The organism is Bradyrhizobium sp. MOS001, from assembly GCF_004634465.1.
Lineage (GTDB): Bacteria > Pseudomonadota > Alphaproteobacteria > Rhizobiales > Xanthobacteraceae > Bradyrhizobium > Bradyrhizobium barranii.
Map to the genome: position 1 here is coordinate 1 of NZ_SPVJ01000055.1, position 19,215 is coordinate 19,215.

Consider the following 19,215-nt stretch of genomic DNA (forward strand, 5'->3'; position numbering starts at 1 on the left):
CCGCGCGCATCGTGGCCCACGACATGGAACGAGTTTTTGCCGATATCGATGCCGATCACGGCGATCGCGGTATTGAGTGTCTGGGACATGGCGTGCTCCTTGTCTTGGCGCCCCTGGCCAGCTTATCGCTGGCGGGGCAGGAGCACGGCCGGACCATCCCATTAGCAGAAATCGCCGTTGAAACCAATCATTGCCCGCAATCCATCGGCACCTCACGCTCATGTGTCCCCGGCGAGGCCACCAATTCTATTGAATTACGATCGTAATTTAATATTGTGACCGTAATGGCATCGAGCTGAGCCGCTGTTGGGCGGCGGCCGGGTGCCGCCAAACAGCTCCTAGCGAGGATTTCATGGACGACACGACCACGGCCTCACGCCACGTCGCATCGCGACAAACCACAGATGTCGACTCGCTTGGGCTCGCAACCGCTGCAGCAGCGATTCGCAACGGCGACATCACCTCGGAGGCCTACACCGCGGCGCTCTTACAGCGCGCCCGAGCGCTTGCCGAGCTGAACGCCTTCATCACTATCGACGAGGCCGGGGTGCTCGCGGCCGCGAGGGCCGCAGACAAATCGCGTGCGGCCGGATCGGCGGCCCCGCTCCTTGGCGTGCCGCTTGGGGTGAAGGACAGTTATTTGACGAAAGGGCTACCTACCAGCCTGGGCGTCGAAGGCCTCGCTCACTTCGTGCCGCGCGAAGATGCCGACGCTGTCCGGGCCATTAAGGGGGCAGGCGCCTTGGTCTTCGGCAAGAACAACCTCGTCGAGATGTCATACGGCTTGACTGGTCACAACGCACGTTATGGCCAGGTGAAGAATCCGCACGCACGAGATCGCGTGTCGGGCGGCTCCTCGAGCGGCTCCGCCGCATCCGTGGCCGCCGGCATCGTTCCCGCGTCCTTGGGCGGTGACACCGTTGGGTCCATCCGGGTACCCGCATCGTTCTGTGGGGTCGTGGGCTTCAAGCCAACCACTGGACGTTGGCCACGCGACGGCGTTGCGCCGATCTCCCATACGCTCGATACGACGGGCGTGTTCGCCCGAAACGTCGAGGACTGCATTTTGGTGGATCAGGTCGTGACCGGTGAACAAGCTGCGGAGTTCTCCAACGGCGGCTACGACCTGAAGGGAGTCCGGCTGGCCTTCGCGCCGCGACAGTTCCTGGATCTGGTGGACTCAGAAGTCGAGACCCGCTTCCGCGAGGTGGTTCGGCGCTTGCAGCACGCCGGCGCCGAGATCGTTGAAGTAGATCTTGGCGACGATTTCAATTCCCTCGTCCAAACCGCAACATGGGGCATCTTCGCTCATGAGACGATGGGCGAAATTTCGGAATTTCTTCGCCGCCATGACATTCCGACCACGTTCGAGGCCATTTATGAGGGCCTTAAGCCCCAACTTCGGCAGGCGTGGGGGCACATCGTGCTGCCGGGTGGCGCAGGTGCTACCTCGGCAGAGGCCTATCAGACTGCGCTCGACGTGAGCCGGCCGGAAATCCAGCGCCGACTCAACACGGTGTTCGTCTCTCATGGGGCGCTGGTCATTCTGCAACCGACCACGCCCTGCACGGCGCCTTTGATCGAGGAGCAGGCGACCGTCCATATCGGGGGGCAGGAAGTTAGCTACCTCGCTTTGGCGAACCACACCGTGTCGGCAAGCAGCGTGGGGTTGCCCGGTGTCAGCCTTCCTGTTGGCTTGTCTCGCGCGGGGCTGCCGATTGGGCTTGAGCTGGATGCCCCCTTAGGGAGCGACCGAGGGCTTCTAAACCTTGCCCGCGGCATCGAGGGCATCTTGGGCGCAGAGTCGAGTGCGATCTAACGTCGTGATCGACCAGCATCCGTTTTCAGTCGGTTTGGCCGCGATGATGTCGATCCAGTGGCCTAGCAACTTGATCGCGACCTCCAAGCTTTGCTGGAAGCGGCCGCAGCGTAAGGGCCGCGGGATATTGGAGGAGAGGAGAGAAGATGCGCTTCGAGAAAGGTCATAAGGCGGCGACGCGACGGCACATCATCGATGTGGCGTCGAAGTGCATGCGCCGGAACGGCATCTCCGCCACCGGGATCGCCGGGATCATGGACGAGGCCGGCCTGACCAAAGGCGCATTCTCTCCGCACTTCGAATCCAAAGATGCGCTAGTTCGCGAGGCGCTGGCGAGCGCGCTCGACGACCAGCAACATCGCCTCGATGAGGATCAGCGGAGCGGCCCGGACCTTGAGGGCGCGATCCGGAGATACCTGAACCGTGCTCACCTCGAAGACCCGACGGGCGGATGCCCCTCGGCGGCGTTGCTCCCCGAAATCGCCCGACAGCCCCTGTCCACAAGGAAAGATTACGAGAAGGGGCTGCGAAGCTACGTTGCGACATTGGCCGCACTGCTTCCTGACGCAGATGCATCAGCGAGCCGCCGCCGCGCGACCGCCATCTTCGGCCTCATGGTGGGCACCCTTCAGTTCGCGCGGGCCGTGCCCAACGCTGCGCAGGCGGAGCAGATCCTGGAAGGCGGCGTTGAGGCCGCCTTGCACTTGGCACGAGCTCCCTCTCGCTAGATTAGGAAGCCGGGAGAGGCAGTCCCTCGAGGTCCGCTTCACCAAACAGAGCAGGCACCGCGTCGCATTGTCCGCCGCGAGCAGCGAAGGGCGTCGCCGGCTCCGAGCGCAACGATTGGGCGATCTGATTCGCGCATTCAATCGCGCTTTGATGCTGCTTTGGTTTTGCTTCATATGATTGGCAGGCCGCCAGGGCGGCTCAATAAGGGGGTTTTGAAATGAGGAAGTTTGCACTTGCATTGCTGTCGGCAGTCGCTCTCGGCCCGATCACGGCCCAGGCTGCGGATCTGGCGCCGGTCCGTATGTCGTCGAAGGCTCCCGCTCAGGTGGGCAACTGGACGGGATTCTATATCGGCGGCAACGTTGGTTATGGCTGGGGCAGCTACGGTGCGTCGAACGCCACCGGGACAATCGTGAACTCGAATGGCGGTTCGGGCATCTATGGCTTCAACCCCGTATCCGGCAACGGCAATGGGGTCACCGCCGGTATCCAGGCCGGCTACAACTGGCAGATCGAGCAGACTGTGCTCGGCATCGAGGCTGATTGGCAGTATCTCAATTCAAAGGCCAGCACCGGCAACTCGGCTATTGCTGTTCCCGTCTTCATCGGCGGCAATTTCAGCGGCAGCACGTCCGTCAGCACCGATTGGTATGCGACCTTCCGTGGCCGAGTGGGTTATGCGTTTGGGCCGGCGTTGCTCTACGCGACCGGCGGTATTGCGTTGGCCGATACCAAGGTCAGTGCGAACGCTACGGGCAGTATCGTCACTGCCCTCTTCCCGCCAACCCTGGGACCGCTGGGCTCCATGAGCGCTTCTGACAGCGCCGTCCTGATCGGCTACGCGGTTGGCGGCGGTTTCGAATATGCTCTGGGGGCAGGGTGGTCGGTCAAGGGCGAGTATCTGCACATGGGTTTCGGCACAAAAGGCTACAACTTGACCGGCTCGCTTCAATCGCCGGCCGGGTTGACGGGCGTCATCGCGACTCACGTCGATATCAAGCCGAGCTTCGACATCGCCCGCGTTGGTGTGAACTATCGCTTCTAATCAGCGGATCTGAAGACGTGAAGAAAGGGAGACTTCAGGTCTCCCTTTCTCGCAATCGCAGGCCGCTTAGGCGTGCCTACTCGTCATCCTCGTCTTCGTCCTCATCCTCGTCGTGATCTTCCACTTCCAGGCGGTCGAGCGCGGCCAGCGGCAGTGTCTCGCGGAACAGATCGCCTTCCGAGCCCATCCAGAGGCAGAGGATGTCGTCGCCTTTCACCTCTGCGACGGTCAGCGGCTGGCCGCCGGATTTCAGCATCACGACGTCGCCGGTTTTCAGTTCCATGGATGGTCCTTTCGGGGTTGATCGACGAGAGGGGAGGCTAGCAAGCCGTCATGACAGGCCGATCACGGGCTATGGGACCCGTGAATTGGCTGCGGCTTGCACAGACTGCCGAAACGTCGATGGCAGAGGTTCGAGTGGGGGATCGCTCGAGGTCACCAGGGGCTATTCCGTCCCAGGCGCGGCGATGATGGCATCATGCGCCTGTTTTGCCCGACGCGTCAAATGATTTCGTAAAATCAGCAATGCATTGCGTTTGCGGCAAGCTGTTGAAATTGCAGCAGCCGGCTACTGTGCATGGGGTTGTTTTCGATGTTTTGTTTTCGCCTGGGTTACGGCTGGTCCGGCACGAGTTCGGTCAGCGAGCGGATGATGCGGTCGGGCTTGACGGCCGAGCCTTCGGGCAGGCCGTCGCCATGCACGTCGATCCAGATCGAGAAGATGCCGAGGCGCTGCGGCGTCACGACTTCCCATTCCAGATTGTCGCCGATCATCCAGGTGTCTTTCGCGGTGACGCCGAGCGCCTCCATCGCGTGCAGATAGGCGCGCTCCTCGGGCTTGCCGAAACCGTGCTCGCCCTCGATCTGGATGTGATCGAAGCGATGCGTGAGCTCGAAGCGCTCGACCTTGGCGCGCTGCATGTCGGCGGCGCCGTTGGTGACCAGCGCGAGTTTGACGCCGCGTGCCTTGAAAGAGTCGATCGCATCATGCGCACCGGGGAACACGAAGATCGCTTCTTCGCGATAGGTCGTGAAGCGGTTGGCGAGGCGATCGGCGAGATCGTCGGAGAGGGCGCGGTGGCCGTCGGCGGCGAGCGCGGCGAAGCCGCCCCGCACCGTGAGCCGCCGTGCCTCGCCAAGCTTCATCCGCCACGCGGCTTCCGCATTCGCCCAGAAGTTTCGTGCGAAGGCCAAAACTGCGGTCGCGACCTGCTGCGGCGGCAGCGGCGCGAGCTCGTCGGCAAATTCTTCTGCGATCGTATTCCAGGCGATCTCGGGCCGGCCGTAGGCCGAAAGGATGGTGTCGTCCATGTCGATCAGCATGGCGCGCGGCAGCGGAGGCATCGCGGTGCTCATGGCCATTTCACCTCCGGCGGCAGCGACGACAGGATGGAGTCCACGTTGCCGCCGGTCTTGAGCCCGAAGATGGTGCCGCGGTCGTAGAGCAGGTTGAATTCGACATAGCGTCCGCGCCGGATCAATTGCTCCTCGCGATCCTCAGCGGTCCAGGCGCTCGCGAAATTGCGCCTGACGATGTCAGGGTAGATTTTCTGGAAGGCGCGGCCGACATCCTGGGTGAAAGCGAGGTCGGCGTCCCAGTCGCCGCTGTCGTGCCAGTCGTAGAAGATGCCGCCGATGCCGCGCGCCTCTTTGCGGTGCGGCAGGTAGAAATACTCGTCGCACCATTTCTTGTACTTGTCGTAGTCGGCAACGCCGTTCGGGCCCGTGCAGGCCTCCTTCATCGCGGCGTGGAAGGCGAGCGTGTCGGGATCGTCCTGGGTGCGCCGGCGGTCGAGCACCGGCGTGAGATCGGCGCCGCCGCCGAACCAGGCTTTTGTGGTGACGACGAAGCGGGTGTTCATGTGCACGGCGGGCACGTGCGGATTGCGCAGATGCGCGATCAGCGAGATGCCGGAGGCCCAGAACTTGGGGTCGTCTGCCGCGCCGGGGATCTGGGCGCGAAACTCGGGCGCGAATTCGCCGTGCACCGTCGAGCAATGCACGCCGACCTTCTCGAACAGGCGGCCGGACATCATCGACATCACGCCGCCACCGCCGGGCGCGCCGGTATGATCGGTGCGCTGCCAGGGCGTGCGTTTGAAGCGGCCGGCATCGCCCGGATAAAGGCTTTGGGGGGCGTCATCCTCCAGCCGCTCGAAGCTCGCGCAGATGTCGTCGCGCAAAGCTTCGAACCAGGCGCGGGCGCGCGTCTTGCGGTCTTCGATTGTCGAGATGTCCATGTCCAATTCCAAAACCGGTCTCGTAGGGTGGGCAAAGGCGCTCTTGCGCCGTGCCCACCATATTCACTGTCGTCTTGATTGGTGGGCACGCTTCGCTTTGCCCACCCTACGAAGTCTAACCCTGCGGACCGTAATAGGTGCAGCTCTCGTTGCAACTGTCGCGGTGGATGCTGACGCGGGTGAGCTTGCCGATATGCTGGAGCCGCTCCCAGACGAAGCGCGAGAGGTTTTCCAGCGTCGGTGTGCCCAGCGCCTCGATCTTGTTGAGGTATTTGTGGTCGAGCGTGAGCCGCACGTCCTCGATGGCGCGCTGGACGAGGCCGAGATCGACCACCATGCCGGTCGCAGGGTCGGGCGTGCCGCGCAACGTCACCTCGGCGCGGAAGGAGTGGCCGTGGATCTCTTCGCTTGCGGCGCCAAAGGTCGTCCCCGACAATGAGTGCGCCGCCTCGAAGCGGAACGATTTCGTCAATTCCCACATCTGTTCGAAAACCAATCCTATCTGATGCCGAGCGATTTATGCGTCTGCACGCTCAGCCGCCATTGCGGATGGCGCAGGCAATAGTCGATCGCACGCACGGTGTTTTGGGCAACCTCGGGTCCGTCCATCGGTTGCAGCGAGAAGCGTTCGAAGGCGAGACCCTCGAAGGTCTCGGGCGCGGCGAGGGCCTGCGGATAGACCAGCTTCAGCTCGTGGCCGCGGCGCTGGACGAGCTCGCTGCCGCCCTTGGGGCTGACGCAGATCCAGTCGAGCCCCTCAGGCGCCACAATCGTGCCGTTGGTCTCGACGCCGATCTCGAAGCCGCGGGCGTGGAGGGCGTCGATCAGGGCGGCATCGACCTGGAGCAGCGGCTCGCCGCCGGTGAGCACCACGTAACGGTTGCTGTCGGTGGCAGCCGTCCATTGCGCGGCGACGGTGTTGGCGAGTTCCGCGGCCGAGGCATAGCGGCCGCCGAGCGTGCCGTCGGTGCCGACGAAGTCGGTGTCGCAGAATTTGCAGGTCGCGGCCTCGCGGTCGGCCTCGCGGCCGCTCCAGAGGTTGCAGCCGGCAAAGCGGCAGAACACGGACGCGCGCCCGGCATGGGCGCCTTCGCCTTGCAGGGTCAGGAAGATTTCCTTGACCGCGTAACTCAATGATCTCTCCTCAACATCTCAAACTTACGGGTTCCGGAGCTGCCGCAGCGCCTCGCCTGCGGCCATCGCCGCGGTCATGGCGACATTGAGCGACCGCAGCCCCGCCGTGATCGGGATCACCAGCCGCGCGTCCGCAGCCTCGACCACCGCGTCGGTGACGCCGGCGCTCTCGCGCCCGAATAGCAGGATGTCCGACGTCTGGTAATGAAAATCGCGGTAATCGGTGGCGGCCTTGGTGGTGAACAGCAGCAGGCGGTAGCCCTGTGTCGCACGCCATTCCTCGAATTTCGACCAGGAGTCGTGGCGGGTCACGCTGACATGATCGAGGTAGTCCATTCCCGCCCGGCGGAACAAGCGGTCGGAGAACGGGAAGCCCGCCGGCTCGATGATGTGGGCGGCCATGCCCAGGCAGGCACAGAGCCTGAGAATCGTGCCGGTGTTCTGGGCGATGTCGGGTTGGAAAAGCGCGATCTGCATGGGCTGTATCGGGGTCGGTGCGGGCCGGAAATGTCTCAATAAAACATCGCTGGCTGCGGAATTCGTGCATTGCACGCCCCCACGCCGTTAGCGGGCTTGCGCTCGCCCGGCAAGGGTGCCAATAGAACGATTCTGGACTGCTGTTTTCGCCTTGTTTCGGTGGGGACAAGTGAAGTTCTGCCGCCGCGGGGGGCCGCGGGCGCCGGCACACTGTTTTGGGGACCTTGGGGGCTCCCGGAACGGTTCCGTCGGCAGCATAAGAAGAAAGGGTTGGAATCGTGACGACAGCGTCTTCGGCGGACCATCCGACACGCCGTGATTTCTTATTCGTTGCAACGGGGGCAGCTGCAGCAGTAGGGGGCGCAGCTGCGCTCTGGCCCTTCATCTCTCAAATGAATCCTGATGCGTCGACCATCGCCGCCGGTGCGCCGATCGAGGTCGATCTCAGCCCGGTCGCCGAGGGGCAGGACATCAAGGTGTTCTGGCGCGGCAAGCCGATCTACGTCAGCCACCGCACCAAGAAGCAGATCGACGAGGCGCGCGCCGTCAACGTGGCGAGCCTGCCCGATCCGCAGTCCGACGAGGCCCGGGTCAAGCCGGGCCACGAGCAGTGGCTGGTCGTGATCGGCATCTGCACCCATCTCGGCTGCATCCCGATCGCTCATGAGGGCAATTACGACGGGTTCTTCTGCCCCTGCCATGGTTCGCAGTACGATTCGTCCGGCCGCATCCGCCAGGGGCCCGCGCCCGCGAACCTGCCGGTGCCGCCGTACCAGTTCGTTTCCGACACCAAAATCCAGATCGGCTGAGCTTCGGGCCTTCGCCCGAAGCTTCGCGCCGTCTCGTCGTTATATTTCCTCAGGATCGCATCATGAGCGGACCATCCGACTACCAGCCGAGCAATCCGGCCCTGCAATGGATCGAGCGACGTCTGCCGATCATCGGTCTCGTCCATTCCTCCTTCGTCGTCTATCCCACCCCGCGCAACCTGAATTACTGGTGGACCTTCGGCGCCATCCTCTCCTTCATGCTGGGGATGCAGATCCTGACCGGCGTGGTCCTGGCGATGCACTACACGCCGCACGCCGATCTCGCCTTCAAGTCGGTCGAGCTGATCGTCCGTGACGTCAATTACGGCTGGCTGCTGCGCAACATGCATGCCTGCGGCGCGTCGATGTTCTTCTTCGCGGTCTACGTCCACATGCTGCGCGGTCTCTATTACGGCTCCTACAAGGAGCCGCGCGAGGTGTTGTGGATCCTCGGCGTCATCATCTACCTCCTGATGATGGCGACGGGCTTCATGGGCTACGTGCTGCCGTGGGGCCAGATGAGCTTCTGGGGCGCCACCGTCATCACCAATCTGTTCTCCGCCATTCCCTATGTCGGCGAGAGCATCGTGACGCTGTTGTGGGGCGGCTATTCGGTCGGCAACCCGACGCTGAACCGCTTCTTCTCGCTGCACTATCTGCTGCCGTTCCTGATCGCTGGCGTCGTCGTGCTCCACGTCTGGGCGCTGCATGTCGCCGGCCAGAACAATCCTGACGGCGTCGAGCCGAAGACGGAAAAGGACACGGTGCCGTTCACGCCGCACGCGACCATCAAGGACGGGTTCGGAGTCGCCTGCTTCCTGCTGCTCTACGCCTGGTTCATCTTCTACATGCCGAACTATCTCGGCGACGCCGACAACTACATCCCGGCGAACCCGGGCGTGACGCCGCCGCACATCGTGCCGGAATGGTATTACCTGCCGTTCTACGCGATCCTGCGTTCGATCCCGAACAAGCTCGCGGGCGTGATCGGGATGTTCTCGGCGATCATCATCCTGTGCTTCCTGCCCTGGCTCGATGCCGCCAAGACCAGGTCGTCGAAGTACCGGCCGCTGGCCAAGCAGTTCTTCTGGATCTTCGTCGCGGTCTGCATCCTGCTCGGCTATCTCGGCGCGCAGCCGCCGGAAGGCATCTACGTGATCGCCGGCCGGGTCCTGACGGTCTGCTACTTCGCCTACTTCCTGATCGTGCTGCCGCTGCTCTCGCGCATCGAGACGCCGCGGCCGGTGCCGAACTCGATCTCGGAGGCGATCCTGGCCAAGGGCGGCAAGGCGGTGGCTTCGGTCGCCATCGCGCTCGTTGCCGCCGGCGCGCTGTTCCTCGGCAGCCTTCAGGACGCTCGCGCCTCCGAAGGCAGCGACAGGCCGCCGGGCAACAAATGGTCGTTCTCCGGCCCTTTCGGTAAGTACGACCGCGGCGCGCTCCAGCGCGGCCTGCAGGTCTACAAGGAGGTCTGCTCGAGCTGCCATGGCCTGTCCTACATCGCCTTCCGCAACCTCGCGGAAGCCGGCGGCCCCGGCTATTCGGTGGCGCAGGCAGCGGCGTTTGCGTCCGACTACAAGGTCAAGGACGGCCCGAACGATGCGGGCGACATGTTCGAGCGCCCGGGCCGGCCGGCGGACTATTTCCCCTCGCCATTCCCGAACGAGCAGGCGGCCCGTGCGGCGAACGGCGGTGCGGCGCCGCCCGATTTGTCGCTGATCACCAAGGCGCGCTCCTACGGCCGCGGCTTCCCTTGGTTCATCTTCGACTTCTTCACCCAGTACCAGGAGCAGGGCCCGGACTATGTCGCGGCGGTGCTCCAGGGCTTTGAGGACAAGGTGCCTGAAGGCGTCACCATCCCCGAAGGCTCCTACTACAACAAGTACTTCCCGGGCCACGCCATCAAGATGCCGAAGCCGCTCAGCGACGGCCAGGTAACCTATGGCGACGGCTCGCCGACCACGGTCGCGCAATATTCCAAGGACGTCACCACGTTCCTGATGTGGACCGCCGAGCCCCACATGGAAGCGCGCAAGCGCCTCGGCTTCCAGGTGTTCGTGTTCCTGATCATCTTCGCGGGCCTGATGTACTTCACGAAGAAAAAGGTCTGGGCCGACTCCCACTGAGCGGATCGAGACGAAAATGAAGAGGCCCCCGCAAGGGGGCTTTTTTGTTGGACACGAGCGTGTGTTGTTTGGCGCGATTGCCTATCGCTCGCTCAAACGCCAAAATACCGCCAACCGCTCCCCCAGAAACTCATCGGAGGACACCATGGGAACCACCATCACCTTCAAGCGCCCGGACGGCAAGGACGCCTCGGGCTATCTCGCCAACGCCGCGCGCGGCAACGCGCCGGGCGTGGTCGTGATCCAGGAATGGTGGGGCCTGTCGGATCAGATCAAGGGCCTGTGCGACCGCTTTGCGCTCGCCGGCTTCGATGCGCTGGCGCCCGATCTCTACAAGGGCAAGGTGGTGCCGTATCACGACACGGACGCCGCCGGCAAAGAGATGAACTCGCTCGATTTCATGGACGCCACCACGCAGACCGTGCGCGGCGCCACGCAATATCTGTCGCGCAACGGCGCCAAGGTCGGGCTAACAGGCTTCTGCCTCGGCGGCGCCGTCACCATCATCGGCGCGACCAAGATTCCGGAGCTCGCGGCCGGCGTCGTCTTCTACGGCATCCCGCCCGAGCAGGCGGCCAAGCCCGCCGACGTCAAGATCCCGCTCCAGGCCCATTTCGCCAACAAGGACGACTGGTGCACGCCGCAACTGGTCGATGCCTTTGAAAGCGGCATGAAGGCCGCCGGCAAGTCGCTCGAGCTGTTCCGCTATGATGCCGAGCACGCTTTCGTCAACGAGCAGCGCCAAGCCGTGCACGACCGCGAAGCCGCCGAGCTCGCCTGGGGCAGGGCGACGGAGTTTTTCCGGAAGCATCTCGGCTGATCGCCTGGAGCTCGGACGGCGCCCGCCCACCCTTGACGCCGTCCCCGCGCCATGGTGAGTATCCGCCCCATGAGCACCGCCGTCCGCCCAGCCCGTCTTTGGTGGCGCACCTCCTAAAGAGGTGGCCGGTGCGATTTCATTTCTCAAAATCGTCGAAGGTCGCCACGCAGTGCGGCGGCCTGATCGTTTGTCCTGTGTGGCGTTTCCTCGGCAAGTTTCGTAAGAGGACGACATGAACAGGACAGTCTTTGCCCTCCCGGCTCGAAGCGACTACGTGACCCGCGGCGGTCTCGTGATCACGCGTGTGGCGGAGCAGTTCACTGGCGGCGCCAACAGGCTCGACGATCTCATCAACCTGCTCGACCGCCGCCGCGGCGTGGTGCTGTCCTCGGGCACGACCGTGCCCGGCCGCTACGAGAGCTTTGACCTCGGCTTCTCCGACCCGCCGCTCAAGCTCGAGACCACAGGCGTCAATTTCAAGCTGGAAGCGCTCAATGAACGCGGCCAGGTGCTGATCGCCTTCCTCGCAGACGTGCTGCACGAGCCCTGCGTCGTGATCTCCGAGAAGACCGCCACGCGGCTTGCCGGCCACATCATCCGCGGCGATGCGCCGGTCGAGGAAGACCAGCGCACGCGGCGCGCCAGCGTGATGTCGCTGGTGCGCGATCTCGTCGCCGCCTTCTCCGCCAACGATGACGGGCTGCTCGGCCTGTTCGGCGCCTTCGCCTACGACCTCGTGTTCCAGATCGAGGACCTCGTGCAGAAGCGCGCACGCGAGCAGGACCAGCGCGATATCGTGCTCTACGTCCCCGATCGCCTGCTCGCCTACGACCGTGCGACCGGCCGCGGCGTGGTGCTGAGTTACGATTTTGCGTGGAAGGGCAAGTCCACCGAAGGCCTGCCGCGCGAGACCGTCGAGAGCCCGTACCTGAAGACACCGCGCCAGGGCTTTGCCGATCACGCGCCTGGTGAATATCAGGCCACGGTCGAGACCGCGCGCGCGGCTTTCGCGCGCGGCGATCTGTTCGAGGCGGTGCCCGGACAACTCTTCGCCGAGCCCTGCGATCGCTCGCCGGCGGAAGTGTTCCAGCGCCTCTGCGTCATCAACCCGTCGCCCTACGGCGCGCTGATGAATCTCGGCGAGGGCGAGTTCCTCGTCTCCGCCTCGCCGGAAATGTTCGTGCGCTCCGACGGACGCCGCGTCGAGACCTGCCCGATATCAGGGACGATCGCGCGCGGCACCGATGCGATCGGCGATGCCGAGCAGATCCGCCAGCTCCTGAACTCGGAGAAGGACGAGTTCGAACTCAACATGTGCACCGACGTCGACCGCAACGACAAGGCGCGCGTCTGCGTGCCGGGCACGATCAAGGTCTTGGCGCGCCGCCAGATCGAGACCTACTCAAAACTGTTCCACACCGTCGATCACGTCGAGGGCATGCTGCGTCCCGGCTTCGACGCGCTCGATGCCTTCCTTACCCATGCCTGGGCGGTGACGGTGACGGGCGCGCCAAAACTCTGGGCGATGCAGTTCGTCGAGGATCACGAGCGTTCGCCGCGGCGCTGGTATGCCGGCGCGATCGGCGCGGTGAATTTCGACGGCAGCATCAACACCGGCCTCACCATCCGCACCATCCGCATGAAGGATGGTCTCGCCGAGGTGCGCGTCGGTGCCACCTGCCTGTTCGATTCCGATCCCGCGGCCGAAGACCGCGAGTGCCAGGTCAAGGCCGCAGCCCTGTTCCAGGCGCTGCGCGGCGATCCGCCAAAGCCGCTGTCGGCCTTCGCGCCCGATGCGACCGGCTCGGGCAAGCAGGTGCTGCTGATCGATCACGACGACAGCTTCGTGCACATGCTGGCCGATTATTTCCGCCAGGTCGGCGCCGACGTCACCGTGGTCCGCCATGTGCATGCGCTCGACATGCTCAAGCGGAAGAGGTGGGATTTGCTGGTGCTGTCACCCGGACCAGGCAGGCCCGAAGATTTCGGGATCAAGAAGACCATCGATGCGGCGCTGGAGAAGAAGCTGCCGGTGTTCGGCGTCTGTCTCGGCGTGCAGGCGATCGGCGAATATTTCGGCGGGGAGCTCGGTCAACTCACGCATCCCGCGCACGGCCGGCCCTCGCGGGTGCAGGTGCGCGGCGGCCGCCTGATGCGCAATTTGCCGAACGAGATCGTGATCGGCCGCTATCACTCGCTCTATGTCGAGCGCGACAGCATGCCCGAGGTGCTTGATGTCACCGCCAGCACCGAGGACGGTGTCGCCATGGCGCTCGAGCACAAGACGCTGCCGGTTGCCGGCGTGCAGTTCCATCCGGAATCGCTGATGTCGCTCAGCGGCGAGGTGGGCCTGAGGATTGTCGAGAATGCGTTCCGGCTGGATGCGCGCGTTGATTGAGAGGCACCAATGACCTTTGACCACGATCTGAAGGCGAGCGTCCGCACCATCGTCGACTATCCCAAGCCGGGGATCATGTTCCGCGACATCACCACGCTGCTCGCGGATGCGCGCGCGTTCCGCCGCGCGGTCGACGAGCTCGTCAATCCCTGGGCCGGCAACAAGATCGACAAGGTCGCCGGCATGGAGGCGCGCGGCTTCATCATCGGCGGCGCGGTGGCGCATCAGCTCTCCGCCGGCTTCGTGCCGATCCGCAAGAAAGGCAAGCTGCCGCACACCACCGTGCGCATTGCCTACTCGCTCGAATACGGCATCGACGAGATGGAGATGCATGTCGACGCGATCCAGCCCGGCGAGCGCGTCATCCTGGTCGACGATCTCATCGCCACCGGCGGCACCGCGGAAGGCGCGGTGAAGCTCCTCCGCCAAATCGGCGCCAATGTCGTCGCCGCCTGCTTCATTGTCGACCTCCCCGATCTCGGCGGCGCCGCCAAGCTGCGCGCGATGGACGTGCCGGTGCGAACGCTGATGACGTTCGAAGGGCATTGAGCCGCGTCGCCACCCCGGCGATCGTCAGATCGCCTCGGCCTTCAATGCGGACCGCCAATGCAGCATGCGCTCCTTCAGGAGCGCGTTCCTGACGTAGTCAGTCTCCTCATTTTCCAGCCGCTCGCATTCGCCGAACGTCAGGCCCGCCTCGCCATGCGCGTTCCACGCAGCCTGGAGGGTACGGCAGGTGTGGCTGCCCTGGCGGAGCGAGAACCAGATGCGGTTCTGGATGGTCTGCAGGTTCGGCGCCTGGCCGACCCAGGCCTCGCCCGATGCCGCGCAGCGGACGACGTAGATGCCCGCAATGGTCTTGCGCTCCTTGTAGGCGGCGATGGCTGCCTTCCGGTCGATGCTCACGGGGGTGGGACCTTGCTGAGAGGGATACCGATCTCCGCCTCAATAGGCGCGGTCAGCCCCGCAGTCAATATTATCCGGGTAAAATTATCGCCTCAGGAGCTTTGCAGGATCAGGCTGAGCTCGAGCTCGCGGAAGGCGAGGTAGTTCCGCCGGGTCCACTGGTGCAGCTCGGTGGAGGCGTCCTTCTCCTGGCGCAGATAGCCGGTGAAGGAGAAGTTGAGCCGGTCGATATAGGTCTTGAGGAAGCCGGGTAGCGCGGGCAGGCGGAACAGCCGCCCGGTCGCCATCGCGGCCGGCAGCTCGCCGCGCACGATGTGCTCATTGTCCACCGTGATCAGGTTCATCCGCGGGATCTGTCCGCGCAGCATCTCGTGGGCGCGGGCCGAGACGCGGTCGGTGTCGGCGACGAACAGGATCATCGGCGCGACGTGCCGGCGTGCGGCCTCCTTCAACAGGCCGATCTCGTCGGTCATCTTGAAGAACTCGTCGAAGGCGTGGAAGCCGAGGTCGATCACCTTGGCTAGGCCGTCATCGACGATGACGCGGTCCATCAGCTGCATCTTGCCGTAGGTGTCGATCACATCAGCCGTTTCGGTGACCTTCGGCAGATAGTCGAGCAGCGACGGTTCCTTCAGGTTGACGTCGAAGGCCGCGACGTCGCCGTTCTTGAGCAGCAAAAATTCGCTCAATAGCCGCGCCAGCAGCGTCTTGCCGACCTGCGGGCGGGGCGAGCAGATGATGTAAAGGGGCGTCGCGGGCATCGACAGCTATATCAGGCGAACTCACCGTCCAATCCAGCCGTATCCGCCCGGGCTCTGCAACTATTTTTCGCTGTTGCGGGTGGCGGGCTTCGAACCGACGATGTCGGTCAGCCGGATCCGGTCGAACTCGCTCCAGACATTCGCCAGCCAGTGGCGGACATAGCCGCGCAGCACGAAGGAATAGTTCGCGGCTTCGTCGTTGATGCCCTTGTTGGCGACGAATTTCAGGAACGGGACGGAGGACACTTCGACCTGCTCATAGGCCATTTCGTTGAGCTTGGGGATGGTCAGCTCGGTCGCGTCCTTGATGCGGTGGAAGTAGGAATTGTAGGTCGCCTGGTCCCACTGGAAGAACTGGGTGTCGTTGATGAAGTTCTTCACCAGGAAATATTTTGCGCCGCCCATGAAGCCTGCGGTCTCGGCGATTTCGTCGAGCGACGCGATCGAGGGGCCCAGGATGTGGAACACCGCGAAGGTGATCTGGCCGGCCTTGGCTGCGTCGAGGAAGCCGATGTCGCGCAGCGAGGCCAGCGCCGGCGAGAGCAGGCCGGCGCGGACGTCGATCACGGTCACCGACGGGCTCGCCGCGTTGAGCGTGTCGAAGATCTTCATCTGGTCCGAGGTCGTCATCATGTCGACGATCTCGGTGATCTCGGGGTGAAAGCGCTTCAGGGTTCCGCGCGGCGACTCCGTGTCGAAGGCGCGCGTCGGTACGTTGTTGGCGGAAAAATAATCGAGCAAGGTGCGCGACACCGTGGTCTTGCCCACCCCGCCCTTGTCCGCGCCCACCACAACCACTGCCGGCTTTGCCATTGCTGTCCCCTAACGCGCCCTCCGATTGCGCCTTGCAATCGGTCGGGCCCCAAATCGATGTCCCAAGTCTGCTGTTGGGCGCGAACATGGCAGAAACAAGGGAGAATTCAAATCCTCGGCCTCTGGTTGTGGCAATTTCCGAGGTTTTTCCCAATCGCAACGCAACCCTTCGCAAGTCGCTTAAAATCCCGCCCTTAACGACGGCCCCATGGACCCATCGGATTGCCGGCTGCAGTTCCGGAGGGGGCGGGCACGGGCGGTGGACCGGCCGAGCTGCCTGCATCGTCCCAAGGCCCCTGGCGCAACGGCGGCGGGCCGTCCTGCCGCTTCACCTGTGCCTCAGGCTCGTCCGCCTCGTCGGGCGGCGGCAGCGGGCCGGGATCATGGCCGCCGGCGAACTTGACCAGCGCGTCGACCCGGGACTGCACCGAGGGATGGGTCGCGAACAAATCGGCAAAGCCCTCGCGCGGATTGTCGACGCAGAGCTCCATCACCGCCGAAGTCGCGCCCGGCAGCTCGCCGCGGTTCTCGATCTTGCGCAGCGCCGAGATCATGGCGTCCGGATCTTTCGTCAGCTCGACGGAGCCTGCGTCGGCGAGATATTCGCGCGAACGCGACAGCGCGAGCTTCACCACCTGCGACAACAGCCACGCCACCACGATCAGCACGACCGCGATGATGATCACGATCACCGCGCCGCCGCCGGAGCTCTTGCTGTCGCTCGACGACGAGGACGATCGCGACGATGAGGACGAGCCCGACGACCACGAGCCGCCGGAGCCGGAGCTCCAGTTGAAGCTCGTGAACAGGCGGAAGAACAACTCGCCGAAGAAGCCGACCACGCCGGCGATGATGACGGCGACGACCATGAGCTGGACGTCGCCGTTCTTGATGTGGGTCAGCTCGTGGCCCAGCACCGCCTCGATCTCCTTGTCATCAAGCGCATTGAGGAGACCCGTGGTCACGGTGATCGAATATTGCCGCGGATTGAGGCCGGTCGCGAACGCGTTCAGCGCCGGGCTCTCCATGATCTTCAGCTTCGGCATGGTGATGCCGCGCGAGATGCAGAGGTTTTCGAGCAGATTGTAGAGTCGCGGCTCTTCCTGCCGGGTGACGTCGTGGCCGCCGGTCACGGCATCGATCATTGACTGGTGGAAGAAATAGGCGATGACGATCCAGACCGCCGCCGCGATCGTCGCGAACGGCGCGGCGACGATGAGGTCGTGGAAAGCGCGGCTCAGATAGTAGGCGACAGTGCCATTGCTGTTGATGACGACTTCCGCGACCAGCGCGCCGGCATAGACCAGCACGTAGACCAGCATGAACAGGCCGGCGAGCAGCAGCATCGAACGAAACTTGTTCGAGGCGATGTGCGTGTAGAGACCATACGCGGCCATGACGCGATGCCCTGCCGGCCTATCGGCTCAACTCAGAACTTCACCTGCGGAGTGGCCTCGACTTCGGTGCGGCTGGCGCCGAGATCGAAGAAGTCCTTCTTGGTGAAGCCGAACATGCCGGCGAACAGGGCGGCGGGCATCTGCTGGATGCCGGTGTTGTACTCCTGGACCGCGTTGTTGAAGAAGCGGCGGCTCGCCGCGATCTTGTTCTCGAGGTCGGAGAGCTCACTGGCGAGCTGCTGGAAGTTGGCGTTGGCCTTGAGGTCCGGATAGGCCTCCGACAGCGCGATCAGCCGGCCGAGCGCGCCGGAGAGCTGGTTCTCGGCGGCGGATACCTGTGCCGGTCCCTGCGCCGACATCGCCGAGTTGCGCGCCTTGATGACGTCGTCGAGCGTGCCACGCTCATGCGAAGCATAGCCCTTCACCGTCTCGACCAGGTTCGGGATCAGATCGTGGCGCTGCTTGAGCTGCACGTCGATGTCGGCAAAGGCCTGGCCGACGCGCTGGCCCAGCGCCACCAGCCGGTTGTAGGCGCTGAACGCCAGGAACACGAGGACGACGATGACGCCGAGAACGATCCAGCCGGTCGACATGGAGAACTCCTGAAGGGGGAAGCAGGCGGGCGCAGCCTAGACCAAATTGGCACAGGACGAGAGCCCGGCGCAGAGGAAGGTAAGACTTGGTCGAATGGGGAACCATCCGAGTTCAAGGCAAAAGCGTCCGACGAAGTTAACTTTCGGCAATGACCGCGTCGCCCCAGCGCCAGCGCCGGGCGCTTGCATAGCCGGCCTTGTCGCGCCGCGGGACCTTGGTGATAGCGAGGCCGCCCTCCGTGCAGAGCTTTGCGGTGATCTCGGCTTTGCCGACATCCGGCGGCGCCAGCACGCGCGCGGCACGTGTTGCGGGCGCTGTCCGGGTCAGGGCGGTGTAGATGAAGCGCTCGTCCTCGAACGGCACGTCGGCGCCCTTGATCTGCCGGTGCGCCTGCGAGCGCGGCAGGCGTTGGCTGAAATGGCACCAGTCGGGCGCTACGAGGGGGCAGGGTTTTTCGTGCGGGCAGGGCGCGGCGACGTAGGCACCTAGCGCGATCAGCTGCTGGCGCAGCGCGAGGATGCGCGCGTAGCCGGCCGGTGTGCCGGGCTCGATCACGACCAGCGCGTGGCGTGCTTTCGCCCACATCGTTTCCGAAAGCTTGCGCTGATCGGTCTCGCTGAGCTCGCCGATGACGTAGCTCGCGACGACGAGATCGGCTTGCGAGACCTCGGCGAGATTGGCACCGGCGTCGCCCGGCAGATAGCGGCAATCGGCGAGACGTGTGCTGTCATGCGCCAGTTCGAGCGCGAGACGGCTGAGGGTGGCGTTGGCGTCGAGCAGGGTAAAATCCTGCAGCGACGGAAAGGCCTCAGCAGCGGCCCAGCTCGCGGTGCCCGGGCCTGCGCCGACGTCGAGCAGGGTTTCCGGGGCGAGGTCCGGCGCCATCTCGGTCAGCGCATTCAGGCTGGCGGCCACGGCCGCATAGGTCGCTGGCATCCGCGCCAGCGCGTAGGCGAGCGCATCGGCCTCCGACTTGATGGTGCCGGAGGTGCCGCCTGCGCGATAGGCGGTCGAGATTTTTTGCGAGCGCTGTGCGGCGTCGGTGCGGGAGAAGCCCTGAAGCTTGCCGTCGAGGGCGGCTTTCAGTTCGGCGGGGAGGGTGGGTGAGATCATTTTCTCATCGTCATGCCCCGCGTAGGCGGGGCAT

21 protein-coding genes are annotated in these 19,215 nt (G+C 64.2%); 9 read left to right on the forward strand and 12 right to left on the reverse strand.

All coding sequences use genetic code 11. The features are described 5' to 3' along the window. From CT676_RS44525 to CT676_RS37710, 4 genes are all read left to right on the forward strand, one after another. Positions 1-266, forward strand: a 266-nt coding sequence (locus CT676_RS44525) for a hypothetical protein (protein WP_167768299.1), incomplete at its 5' end; no start/stop codon positions are given. A gap of 86 nt (positions 267-352) precedes the next feature. Beyond that, positions 353-1,819, forward strand: coding sequence for an amidase family protein (locus CT676_RS37700; protein WP_135216708.1), 1,467 nt, complete (start codon positions 353-355; stop codon positions 1,817-1,819). Positions 1,820-1,965: 146 nt separating this feature from the next. Further along, positions 1,966-2,547 carry a TetR/AcrR family transcriptional regulator gene (locus CT676_RS37705; protein ID WP_135216709.1) on the forward strand — a complete coding sequence of 194 codons (582 nt, stop codon included), beginning with the start codon at positions 1,966-1,968 and terminating at the stop codon, positions 2,545-2,547. A gap of 218 nt (positions 2,548-2,765) precedes the next feature. Further along, entirely contained in the window at positions 2,766-3,593 is an 828-nt protein-coding gene (locus tag CT676_RS37710) for an outer membrane beta-barrel protein (protein WP_135216710.1), read from the forward strand. Between the two features lie 76 nt (positions 3,594-3,669). Here the strand turns inward: CT676_RS37710 and CT676_RS37715 are convergent, their stop codons facing one another. The 6 genes from CT676_RS37715 to CT676_RS37740 all read right to left on the reverse strand — a co-directional run bounded on the left by CT676_RS37715 (position 3,670) and on the right by CT676_RS37740 (position 7,444). Then, entirely contained in the window at positions 3,670-3,876 is a 207-nt protein-coding gene (locus CT676_RS37715; RefSeq protein WP_028153663.1) for a DUF2158 domain-containing protein, read from the reverse strand. Positions 3,877-4,205: 329 nt separating this feature from the next. After that, complete coding sequence (locus tag CT676_RS37720; protein ID WP_135216711.1) at positions 4,206-4,955, reverse strand: HAD family hydrolase; 750 nt, start codon at positions 4,953-4,955, stop codon at positions 4,206-4,208. Continuing rightward, positions 4,946-5,833 carry an oxygen-dependent coproporphyrinogen oxidase gene (gene hemF, locus CT676_RS37725; RefSeq protein WP_085402517.1) on the reverse strand — a complete coding sequence of 296 codons (888 nt, stop codon included), beginning with the start codon at positions 5,831-5,833 and terminating at the stop codon, positions 4,946-4,948. Before hemF ends, CT676_RS37720 begins: the two co-directional genes overlap by 10 nt. Before the next feature lie 115 nt (positions 5,834-5,948). Further along, positions 5,949-6,314: a 6-carboxytetrahydropterin synthase gene (locus tag CT676_RS37730; RefSeq protein ID WP_028153666.1), complete on the reverse strand. Its 366-nt coding sequence runs from the start codon at positions 6,312-6,314 to the stop codon at positions 5,949-5,951. Between the two features lie 17 nt (positions 6,315-6,331). Continuing rightward, complete coding sequence (gene queE, locus CT676_RS37735) at positions 6,332-6,967, reverse strand: 7-carboxy-7-deazaguanine synthase (RefSeq protein ID WP_085402518.1); 636 nt, start codon at positions 6,965-6,967, stop codon at positions 6,332-6,334. A gap of 24 nt (positions 6,968-6,991) precedes the next feature. Beyond that, positions 6,992-7,444 carry a tRNA (cytidine(34)-2'-O)-methyltransferase gene (locus tag CT676_RS37740; RefSeq protein WP_085402519.1) on the reverse strand — a complete coding sequence of 151 codons (453 nt, stop codon included), beginning with the start codon at positions 7,442-7,444 and terminating at the stop codon, positions 6,992-6,994. Between the two features lie 278 nt (positions 7,445-7,722). Here CT676_RS37740 and petA point away from each other — a divergent pair, with 278 nt between their 5' ends. The 5 genes from petA to CT676_RS37765 all read left to right on the forward strand — a co-directional run bounded on the left by petA (position 7,723) and on the right by CT676_RS37765 (position 14,146). After that, positions 7,723-8,253 carry a ubiquinol-cytochrome c reductase iron-sulfur subunit gene (petA, locus tag CT676_RS37745; RefSeq protein ID WP_063985148.1) on the forward strand — a complete coding sequence of 177 codons (531 nt, stop codon included), beginning with the start codon at positions 7,723-7,725 and terminating at the stop codon, positions 8,251-8,253. 62 nt (positions 8,254-8,315) lie between these two features. After that, a complete protein-coding gene (fbcH, locus tag CT676_RS37750; RefSeq protein ID WP_071916174.1) occupies positions 8,316-10,379 on the forward strand; it encodes a cytochrome b/c1 in 2,064 nt (687 codons plus the stop codon). A 145-nt stretch (positions 10,380-10,524) separates the two neighbouring features. Next, positions 10,525-11,199 (forward strand): dienelactone hydrolase family protein, encoded by a 675-nt coding sequence (locus CT676_RS37755; protein WP_085402587.1) that lies wholly within the window; start codon positions 10,525-10,527, stop codon positions 11,197-11,199. Between the two features lie 232 nt (positions 11,200-11,431). Then, positions 11,432-13,597, forward strand: coding sequence for an anthranilate synthase component I (locus CT676_RS37760; protein ID WP_135216712.1), 2,166 nt, complete (start codon positions 11,432-11,434; stop codon positions 13,595-13,597). Between the two features lie 9 nt (positions 13,598-13,606). After that, entirely contained in the window at positions 13,607-14,146 is a 540-nt protein-coding gene (locus tag CT676_RS37765) for an adenine phosphoribosyltransferase (RefSeq protein ID WP_038943444.1), read from the forward strand. A 24-nt stretch (positions 14,147-14,170) separates the two neighbouring features. Here CT676_RS37765 and CT676_RS37770 read toward each other — a convergent pair whose 3' ends face one another. From CT676_RS37770 to CT676_RS37795, 6 genes are all read right to left on the reverse strand, one after another. Next, on the reverse strand, positions 14,171-14,503 hold the full coding sequence (locus CT676_RS37770; protein WP_085402521.1) for a GIY-YIG nuclease family protein: 333 nt from the start codon (positions 14,501-14,503) through the stop codon (positions 14,171-14,173). Between the two features lie 92 nt (positions 14,504-14,595). Next, on the reverse strand, positions 14,596-15,264 hold the full coding sequence (locus tag CT676_RS37775; RefSeq protein WP_085402522.1) for a hypothetical protein: 669 nt from the start codon (positions 15,262-15,264) through the stop codon (positions 14,596-14,598). 60 nt (positions 15,265-15,324) lie between these two features. After that, positions 15,325-16,077, reverse strand: a complete 753-nt coding sequence (locus CT676_RS37780) for a hypothetical protein (RefSeq protein WP_085402523.1) — start codon at positions 16,075-16,077, stop codon at positions 15,325-15,327. A gap of 194 nt (positions 16,078-16,271) precedes the next feature. Further along, complete coding sequence (locus tag CT676_RS37785; protein ID WP_085402524.1) at positions 16,272-17,474, reverse strand: M48 family metalloprotease; 1,203 nt, start codon at positions 17,472-17,474, stop codon at positions 16,272-16,274. Positions 17,475-17,506: 32 nt separating this feature from the next. Beyond that, entirely contained in the window at positions 17,507-18,067 is a 561-nt protein-coding gene (locus CT676_RS37790) for a LemA family protein (RefSeq protein ID WP_014497379.1), read from the reverse strand. A gap of 136 nt (positions 18,068-18,203) precedes the next feature. Beyond that, the gene (locus CT676_RS37795; protein WP_085402525.1) at positions 18,204-19,181 is read right to left on the reverse strand and encodes a small ribosomal subunit Rsm22 family protein; all 978 of its coding nucleotides are present in this window, start codon (positions 19,179-19,181) and stop codon (positions 18,204-18,206) included. Between the last annotated feature and the right edge of the window lie 34 nt (positions 19,182-19,215).

Excerpts from the sequence above, each read along its gene's own strand:
- CT676_RS37785 (WP_085402524.1), bottom strand. The coding sequence starts at position 17,474 with ATGGCCGCGTATGGTCTCTACACGCACATCGCCTCGAACAAGTTTCGT.
- CT676_RS37760 (WP_135216712.1), top strand. The coding sequence starts at position 11,432 with ATGAACAGGACAGTCTTTGCCCTCCCGGCTCGAAGCGACTACGTGACC.
- CT676_RS37755 (WP_085402587.1), top strand. The coding sequence starts at position 10,525 with ATGGGAACCACCATCACCTTCAAGCGCCCGGACGGCAAGGACGCCTCG.
- CT676_RS37715 (WP_028153663.1), bottom strand. The coding sequence starts at position 3,876 with ATGGAACTGAAAACCGGCGACGTCGTGATGCTGAAATCCGGCGGCCAG.
- CT676_RS37710 (WP_135216710.1), top strand. The coding sequence starts at position 2,766 with ATGAGGAAGTTTGCACTTGCATTGCTGTCGGCAGTCGCTCTCGGCCCG.
- CT676_RS37700 (WP_135216708.1), top strand. The coding sequence starts at position 353 with ATGGACGACACGACCACGGCCTCACGCCACGTCGCATCGCGACAAACC.
- hemF (WP_085402517.1), bottom strand. The coding sequence starts at position 5,833 with ATGGACATCTCGACAATCGAAGACCGCAAGACGCGCGCCCGCGCCTGG.
- CT676_RS37705 (WP_135216709.1), top strand. The coding sequence starts at position 1,966 with ATGCGCTTCGAGAAAGGTCATAAGGCGGCGACGCGACGGCACATCATC.
- fbcH (WP_071916174.1), top strand. The coding sequence starts at position 8,316 with ATGAGCGGACCATCCGACTACCAGCCGAGCAATCCGGCCCTGCAATGG.
- CT676_RS37790 (WP_014497379.1), bottom strand. The coding sequence starts at position 18,067 with ATGTCGACCGGCTGGATCGTTCTCGGCGTCATCGTCGTCCTCGTGTTC.
- CT676_RS37730 (WP_028153666.1), bottom strand. The coding sequence starts at position 6,314 with ATGTGGGAATTGACGAAATCGTTCCGCTTCGAGGCGGCGCACTCATTG.
- CT676_RS37775 (WP_085402522.1), bottom strand. The coding sequence starts at position 15,264 with ATGCCCGCGACGCCCCTTTACATCATCTGCTCGCCCCGCCCGCAGGTC.
- CT676_RS37740 (WP_085402519.1), bottom strand. The coding sequence starts at position 7,444 with ATGCAGATCGCGCTTTTCCAACCCGACATCGCCCAGAACACCGGCACG.
- CT676_RS37780 (WP_085402523.1), bottom strand. The coding sequence starts at position 16,077 with ATGGCAAAGCCGGCAGTGGTTGTGGTGGGCGCGGACAAGGGCGGGGTG.
- CT676_RS37765 (WP_038943444.1), top strand. The coding sequence starts at position 13,607 with ATGACCTTTGACCACGATCTGAAGGCGAGCGTCCGCACCATCGTCGAC.
- CT676_RS37795 (WP_085402525.1), bottom strand. The coding sequence starts at position 19,181 with ATGATCTCACCCACCCTCCCCGCCGAACTGAAAGCCGCCCTCGACGGC.
- CT676_RS37720 (WP_135216711.1), bottom strand. The coding sequence starts at position 4,955 with ATGGCCATGAGCACCGCGATGCCTCCGCTGCCGCGCGCCATGCTGATC.